Source organism: Archangium sp., from assembly GCF_036388035.1.
Lineage (GTDB): Bacteria > Myxococcota > Myxococcia > Myxococcales > Myxococcaceae > Archangium.
On record NZ_DASVSO010000801.1, the window covers coordinates 1 to 5,824 of the forward strand.

The following is a 5,824-nucleotide window of genomic DNA, read 5'->3' on the forward strand; positions in this document are numbered from 1 at the left end:
AGGCCCTCGCCGGCTACCGCAGGTGGGACGCGTCCTCCGGTACCACCCACAGGTAGAGGGTGCTGCCGGCGGACTCGACGATGCGCTCCGGCTCCCACCCCTCGATGTCGAAGGCATGCGAGACGATGCGCGTCCCCGGCCTCAGCTCGCCCAGCAGCTTCGGCTTCAGTCGGTTGTTGACGCTCGGCAGCAGGTACATCGTCACCACCGTCGCATCGCCGATGTCCGTCTTGAAGATGTCCTCCTGGCGGAACCGGGCGAGGTCCTCCACGCCCGCGGCCCGCGCGTTGGCCTCGGCCTCCTGGATGCGCTCGGGGTTGATGTCGATGCCCACCCCGTGCACGCCGAAGCGCTTCGCCGCGGTGACGACGATGCGCCCGTCTCCCGAGCCCAGGTCATAGAGCACGTCCCCCCGCTTCACCCCGGCCAGCTCCAGCATGTCGTCCACCACGCCCTGCGGGGTGGGCACGTACGGCACGTCCGGCGGCTTCTCGGGCAGGTCCGAGCGTCCCAGGTTGTACGGCACGTACAGGGGCGCCGCGGAGTCCTCCGGGTCCTGGGACCGCGCCGACCCCGAGAGCCCGAGCGCACCCACCAACGCTACGCCGAACGCGACTTTCCAACTCCCCATGGTGTGTGACCTCCTGGTGAGGGTTTGCCTGGTGGGTGGGCCTCGCGCCGGTGCATGAGCGCGAGCGGAATGAGACCGGTGGCCAGCACCCCCACCCCGACGAGCGCCCCCGCTCCGGTGTACGCGAGGCTCGAATAGAGGAGATACGCGCAGGTGGCGCAGAACAGCAGCGGGGTGAGTGGGTAGAGCGGCACGCGGAAGGGGCGCACCACGTCCGGCTCGCGCCGGCGCAGCACCAGCAGCGACACGCCCGTGAGCAGGAAGAAGAACCAGAAGACGGGCGCGGTGTACTCCACCATCGTCTCGAAGCCGCGCCGGGTGATGAAGCCCACGCCCACCAGGGCCAGGGCGATGGCCCCCTGCACCAGCAGCGCGTTCACCGGCGAGTCCGCGCGCGCGCTCCACCGCCCCAGCGGGGAGAACATCGGGAAGTCCCGCCCCAGCGCATAGTGGGTGCGCGAGCCCATGAGAATGGTGGCGTTGGACGAGGTGAGCACCGCCCCGCAGATGAGGAGGCTGATGAGCCGCGCGCCCACGGGGCCTGTCACGCGCTCCAGCAGCTCCGCCGCCACCGCCTCCGACTGTCCCACGCCCGCCAGCCCCAACGCCTTCAGGTAGGCCAGGTTGACCAGCAGGTAGAGGCCGGTGACAGCCACCAGGCTCCACAGCAGCGCGGAGACGATGCTCCGGCGTCCCCCGCGCAGCTCGCTGGAGATGTAGGCCGCCTCGTTCCACCCGCCGTACGTCAGCAGCACGAACACCATCCCCAGGCCCCAGGCGGCATGACGCGGCCCATCGGAGGCCCCCGCGGCGACAGGGGCCGGAGCGACGGGCGAGAAGAAGAGCCCCACGACGATGACCAGCCCCAGCCCCCCCACGACCGCCACCGTGAGGAGGTTCTGCGTCCACTTGCCCAACCGGAGGCCGGCCACGTTCACCCCGGTGAGCACCACCACCGAGAGCGCGGCGTAGAGGGCGGAGGAGTGCTCGCCCAGTGGCAGCAGCTGCGAGGCGTAGTCCCCGAAGATGAACCCCAGCAGCGCGATGGAGCCGGTGGGGATGACCGTCAACCGGGCCCAGGCGAACAGGAAGGCCAGCGAGTCCCCGAGTGCCCGACGCAGGTAGTGATAGTCCCCACCGGCATGGGGCCAGGTGCTGGCCAGCTCCGCGTAGCACAGGGCCCCGATGAGGGAGACCAGCCCGCCCACGCCCCACAGCAGCAGCACGGCGGCCTCGCTCGAGGCGTTCGCCGCCACCATGGAGGGCGTGCGGAAGATGCCCGCTCCCACCACGATGCCCACGATGAGCGCGATGGCGTCCAGCAGGCGCAAGCTCGGCCGGGGCAGCGCCGCGGAGCCCTCCGGTGGAGCCGCCGCGTCGAGGCGTTCCTTGCTCGGCCGCCCCTCCCTCTGGTCCCGCGCACCCGTCATCGGCAGCCACTCCCTGGATGTGTGAAGGGATGGACACCTCCTGGGAGCGGGGCAATCCACCCCGCTCCACCGAGTGCCTGGCGAGGGTCCAGCGAGGCGTTACCGGGGTGACGCGTCCGTTACCTTTCGAAACGTCCGACGCGACGTGGCAGGCGTGCACCCCGCGAGAACCTTCATGCTGCGGCCCTCCTAAGGAGAGACCCCGCACCATGACCCAGAAATCCAAGGCCGAAGAGCTCGAAGCCCTGGCGGCGGCGCGCTGGCGCGTGGCCGCCGTCCTCACCGCCGGCACGCTGGTGTCCTACTTCGGCTTCATCCTGCTCGTCGCGTTCAACAAGCCGCTGATGGGCAAGCAGATCGCCCCGGGGCTGTCGCTCGGAATCCTCCTGGGCGCGCTCGTCATCGCCGCCGCCTGGGTGCTGACCGGCATCTACGTCTGGTGGGCCAACAACCACTACGACAAGGCCCTCCACCAGTTCCGCCGCTGAGCCCGGAGCCACGCGAATGAATCCACAACAGACAGCGACCTCGCTGGGCGAGACCAACGCGACCGCCATCCTCTTCTTCCTGGCGTTCGTGGGCCTCACGCTCGCCATCACCTGGTGGGCGGCGCGCAAGACGAAGACGACCTCGGAGTTCTACACCGCGGGCGGCGGGGTGAGTGCCGTCCAGAACGGCTTCGCGCTCGCGGGCGACTTCATGAGCGCCGCGAGCTTCCTGGGCATCGCCGGCCTGGTGGCGCTCTCCGGCTTCGATGGCCTCATCTACTCGGTGGGCTGGCTGGTGGGCTGGCCGGTGGTGACGTTCCTCATCGCCGAGCCCCTGCGCAACCTGGGCAAGTACACCTTCGCGGACGTGGTGGCCTACCGGCTCCAGCAGACGCCGGTGCGCATCTCCGCCGCGGTGGGCACGCTGGCCGTGGTGAGCTTCTACCTCATCGCCCAGATGGTGGGCGCCGGCAACCTCATCCACATGATGTTCGGCCTGTCCTACGAGATGGCCGTCTGCATCGTGGGCGTGGTGATGATCCTCTACGTCCTCTTCGGCGGGATGATCGCCACCACGTGGGTGCAGATCGTCAAGGCGGTGCTGCTGCTGGCGGGCGCGACCGTGCTGGCGCTGATGGTGCTGGCGAGGTTCGGCTTCAACCCGCTGGCGCTCTTCCAGGCGGCGGCGGACCAGTACGGCCCCGAGGTGCTCGCCCCGGGCAAGCTGGTGTCCAGCCCGCTGGAGGCGGTGTCGCTGGGCCTGGCGCTGATGTTCGGCACGGCGGGCCTGCCGCACATCCTCATGCGCTTCTACACGGTGCCCGACGCGAAGGCGGCGCGCAGCTCCGTGTTCTACGCCACGGGGCTCATCGGCTACTTCTACCTGGTGACGTTCATCCTCGGCTTCGGCGCCTCGGTGCTGCTGGGCCGGGATGCCATCAAGCTCGTGGACAAGGGCGGCAACATGGCGGCGCCCATGCTGGCCGAGGCCGTGGGCGGCAAGCCCTTCCTCGGCTTCATCTCCGCGGTGGCCTTCGCCACCATCCTCGCGGTGGTGGCCGGGCTGACGCTGTCGGGCGCGGCGGCGCTCTCCCATGACCTGTGGACGAGCGTGGTGCGCAAGGGCAAGGCGCCGGAGCAGGAGCAGCTGCGCGTGGCCAAGCTGGCCAGCCTCGCCCTGGGCGTTGTCGCCATCCTCCTGGGCATCCTCTTCAAGGGGCAGAACGTGGCCTTCATGGTGGGCCTGGCCTTCGCCATCGCGGCGAGCGCCAACTTCCCCGCCCTGCTGCTGTCCATGTCCTGGAAGGGCTTCACCACCCGGGGCGCGGTGGCCAGCATGCTCACCGGCACGGCCAGCGCGGTGCTGTTCATCTTCCTGTCGCCCACGGTGCAGGTGGAGCTGCTGGGCAACAAGGAGGCGCTCTTCCCGCTGAAGAACCCGGGCCTCGTCACCATGCCGCTGTCCTTCTTCGTGGGCTGGCTGGTGTCGCTGCTCTCCCCCGAGCCCGAGGCGTCCGGCCGCTTCCACGAGGTGCGGCACCGCATGCACGTGGGCGCCGAGACCGAGGCCCCGGCCCACCCGCCCGCGCCCGGGGCCCCCGTGGCGACTCCGGGCACGCAGACCACCTGAGCGCGCTCCAGTGCAGGGCTCGCCCTCTGTCCAGACAGACGGGCGAGCGCCACGGCGCCTCCGGCCATCCCCGCCCTACCCTAGAGGTGCACGGAGACGGAACGAGGAGACTCGGAAGGAGCGCGAGCGTGGTCCGCACCGAACACGATGCCCTGGAACTCATCCACCAGAATCGGGTCGTCACCGAGGTCCCCGCCCTCGGCACGCCCTCGCTCGTCGAGGCGGTGGCCGGTGGCCCCGTGCGCGGGAGCTGGCGCGCCCATGCCAAGGGCCGGCTCATGTACCGGCTCGGCCGCATCCTGCGCGCCTCGGACGAGGTGCTCTCCGTGCGGCTCGTCGAGGGCAAGGTGGCCTTCGTGGACCCCTCGCTGTGGGCGGTGGTGTACCGCGTGGCCATGGAGCCCTCGCGCCGCCGCCGCTCCCTGGAGGGGCTCTCCCCCCAGGCCCGCGCCCTGCTGACGGCGGTGGAGCGGGACCGGGAGGTGCGCCTGGACAAGGACAGCGAATGGACGAAGGCCCGCGAGACGCTGGAGGAGCGCCTGCTCGTCCACGTCTCCGAGACCGAGGCCGAGACCGGTCGCCACGTCACCGTCCTGCGCTCCTGGCGGGACTGGGTCTCCCCCACCGTGAAGGAGGCCGCGGAGTCCCTCACCTACGAGGCCGCCCTCGAGCGGCTCCGCGAGGCCTGCGGTGGCGCCCCGACGGGGCTGGGCGCCTGGGTGCCCTGAGGGCTCAGAACATGTCGGGCATGGCCGGCGGCGGCCCGGAGAAGAGCGCCATGGCCGTGCGCAGGGAGACTTCGTCGGCCTCGAGCGCTCCGGCGAGCTGGAGGGCCGTGGGCGAGAGGAAGCCGGTGTAGAGCGTCGAGAGTGCCCGCACGTGCAGCCGCACGTCCCCGTCGCCTCCGGGGCGCACCTCGGCCTCGCCGTCCTCCACCTCCAGCACGAAGCGGCCGCGGTTCTCCGGGAAGAGGTCGTCATCCACCTCGAAGTGCAGCGCCCCCGAGATGCCGGCGGGATAGCCACGGGCCTGGAGCACCGCGGGCACGTCCAGCACGCGCAGCATCCAGTGGAAGAGGTGCTTCACCTGGTACGTCTGCTCGCGCAGGAGGAAGAGGAGGGGATTCACCGGTCCGCCGCGCCACACCGCCTCCCTCGCGATCGAGCCGTGGTCGCCAAGGAAGCTCAACAGCCGCCGCCCCGCGGCCGGGGTGAGCGCGACCAGGTCCGTGAGGTTCAGCTCCTGCTGGAAGTCTCGCGGATTCAGGGGCCGGCGCGTGAGGTAGACGTAGCCCTCCACCCCCGCGCTGCCCTCCACGAGGTAGCCGTAGGCGTGCTCCCCCTTGGGATGGGTGACGCGGCTCCAGAGGTACGCGGTGCGGTCGAGCCACCCCTGCTGCCGCTGCGCGTACCGACGGTAGACGTCGTGGATGGCGGGCAGGTCGGACGCCTCCACCGGCCGCAGCGCGAGGGTGCGCTCGTGGAAGTCGAGCCCTGAAATCTGCACGCGAGTCTCGAAGCGCGCGCCGGCCTGCTCGAAGCCCACGCGCCGGTAGAGCGGCTGGGTGGCCGGGTAGAGGCTGGCGAGGGGGGCGCCCTGGCCGCGCAGCTCCCGGAGGGCCGCGCGCATGAGCCGGGTGGCCGAG

General features: G+C 71.0%; 6 protein-coding genes. 3 read left to right on the forward strand and 3 right to left on the reverse strand.

Going from position 1 to position 5,824, the window contains the following annotated elements; all coding sequences use genetic code 11:
• Positions 1 to 13 precede the first annotated feature (13 nt).
• Positions 14 to 631: an SAM-dependent methyltransferase gene (locus tag VF697_RS32950; protein ID WP_331101218.1), complete on the reverse strand. Its 618-nt coding sequence runs from the start codon at positions 629 to 631 to the stop codon at positions 14 to 16.
• Complete coding sequence (locus VF697_RS32955) at positions 601 to 2,061, reverse strand: APC family permease (protein WP_331101220.1); 1,461 nt, start codon at positions 2,059 to 2,061, stop codon at positions 601 to 603. The genes VF697_RS32950 and VF697_RS32955 overlap by 31 nt, the downstream gene beginning before the upstream one ends.
• A gap of 209 nt (positions 2,062 to 2,270) precedes the next feature.
• Here VF697_RS32955 and VF697_RS32960 point away from each other — a divergent pair, with 209 nt between their 5' ends.
• From VF697_RS32960 to VF697_RS32970, 3 genes are all read left to right on the forward strand, one after another.
• Complete coding sequence (locus VF697_RS32960) at positions 2,271 to 2,549, forward strand: DUF485 domain-containing protein (protein ID WP_331101222.1); 279 nt, start codon at positions 2,271 to 2,273, stop codon at positions 2,547 to 2,549.
• A 16-nt stretch (positions 2,550 to 2,565) separates the two neighbouring features.
• A complete protein-coding gene (locus tag VF697_RS32965; protein ID WP_331101224.1) occupies positions 2,566 to 4,179 on the forward strand; it encodes a sodium:solute symporter family transporter in 1,614 nt (537 codons plus the stop codon).
• A 128-nt stretch (positions 4,180 to 4,307) separates the two neighbouring features.
• Entirely contained in the window at positions 4,308 to 4,907 is a 600-nt protein-coding gene (locus VF697_RS32970) for an RNA methyltransferase (protein ID WP_331101226.1), read from the forward strand.
• A gap of 4 nt (positions 4,908 to 4,911) precedes the next feature.
• Here the strand turns inward: VF697_RS32970 and VF697_RS32975 are convergent.
• Positions 4,912 to 5,824, reverse strand: a 913-nt coding sequence (locus tag VF697_RS32975) for a GNAT family N-acetyltransferase (RefSeq protein WP_331101227.1), incomplete at its 5' end; no start/stop codon positions are given.

Coding starts and splice junctions, on each gene's coding strand:
- VF697_RS32950 (WP_331101218.1), bottom strand. CDS start 631: ATGGGGAGTTGGAAAGTCGCGTTCGGCGTAGCGTTGGTGGGTGCGCTC.
- VF697_RS32955 (WP_331101220.1), bottom strand. CDS start 2,061: ATGACGGGTGCGCGGGACCAGAGGGAGGGGCGGCCGAGCAAGGAACGC.
- VF697_RS32960 (WP_331101222.1), top strand. CDS start 2,271: ATGACCCAGAAATCCAAGGCCGAAGAGCTCGAAGCCCTGGCGGCGGCG.
- VF697_RS32965 (WP_331101224.1), top strand. CDS start 2,566: ATGAATCCACAACAGACAGCGACCTCGCTGGGCGAGACCAACGCGACC.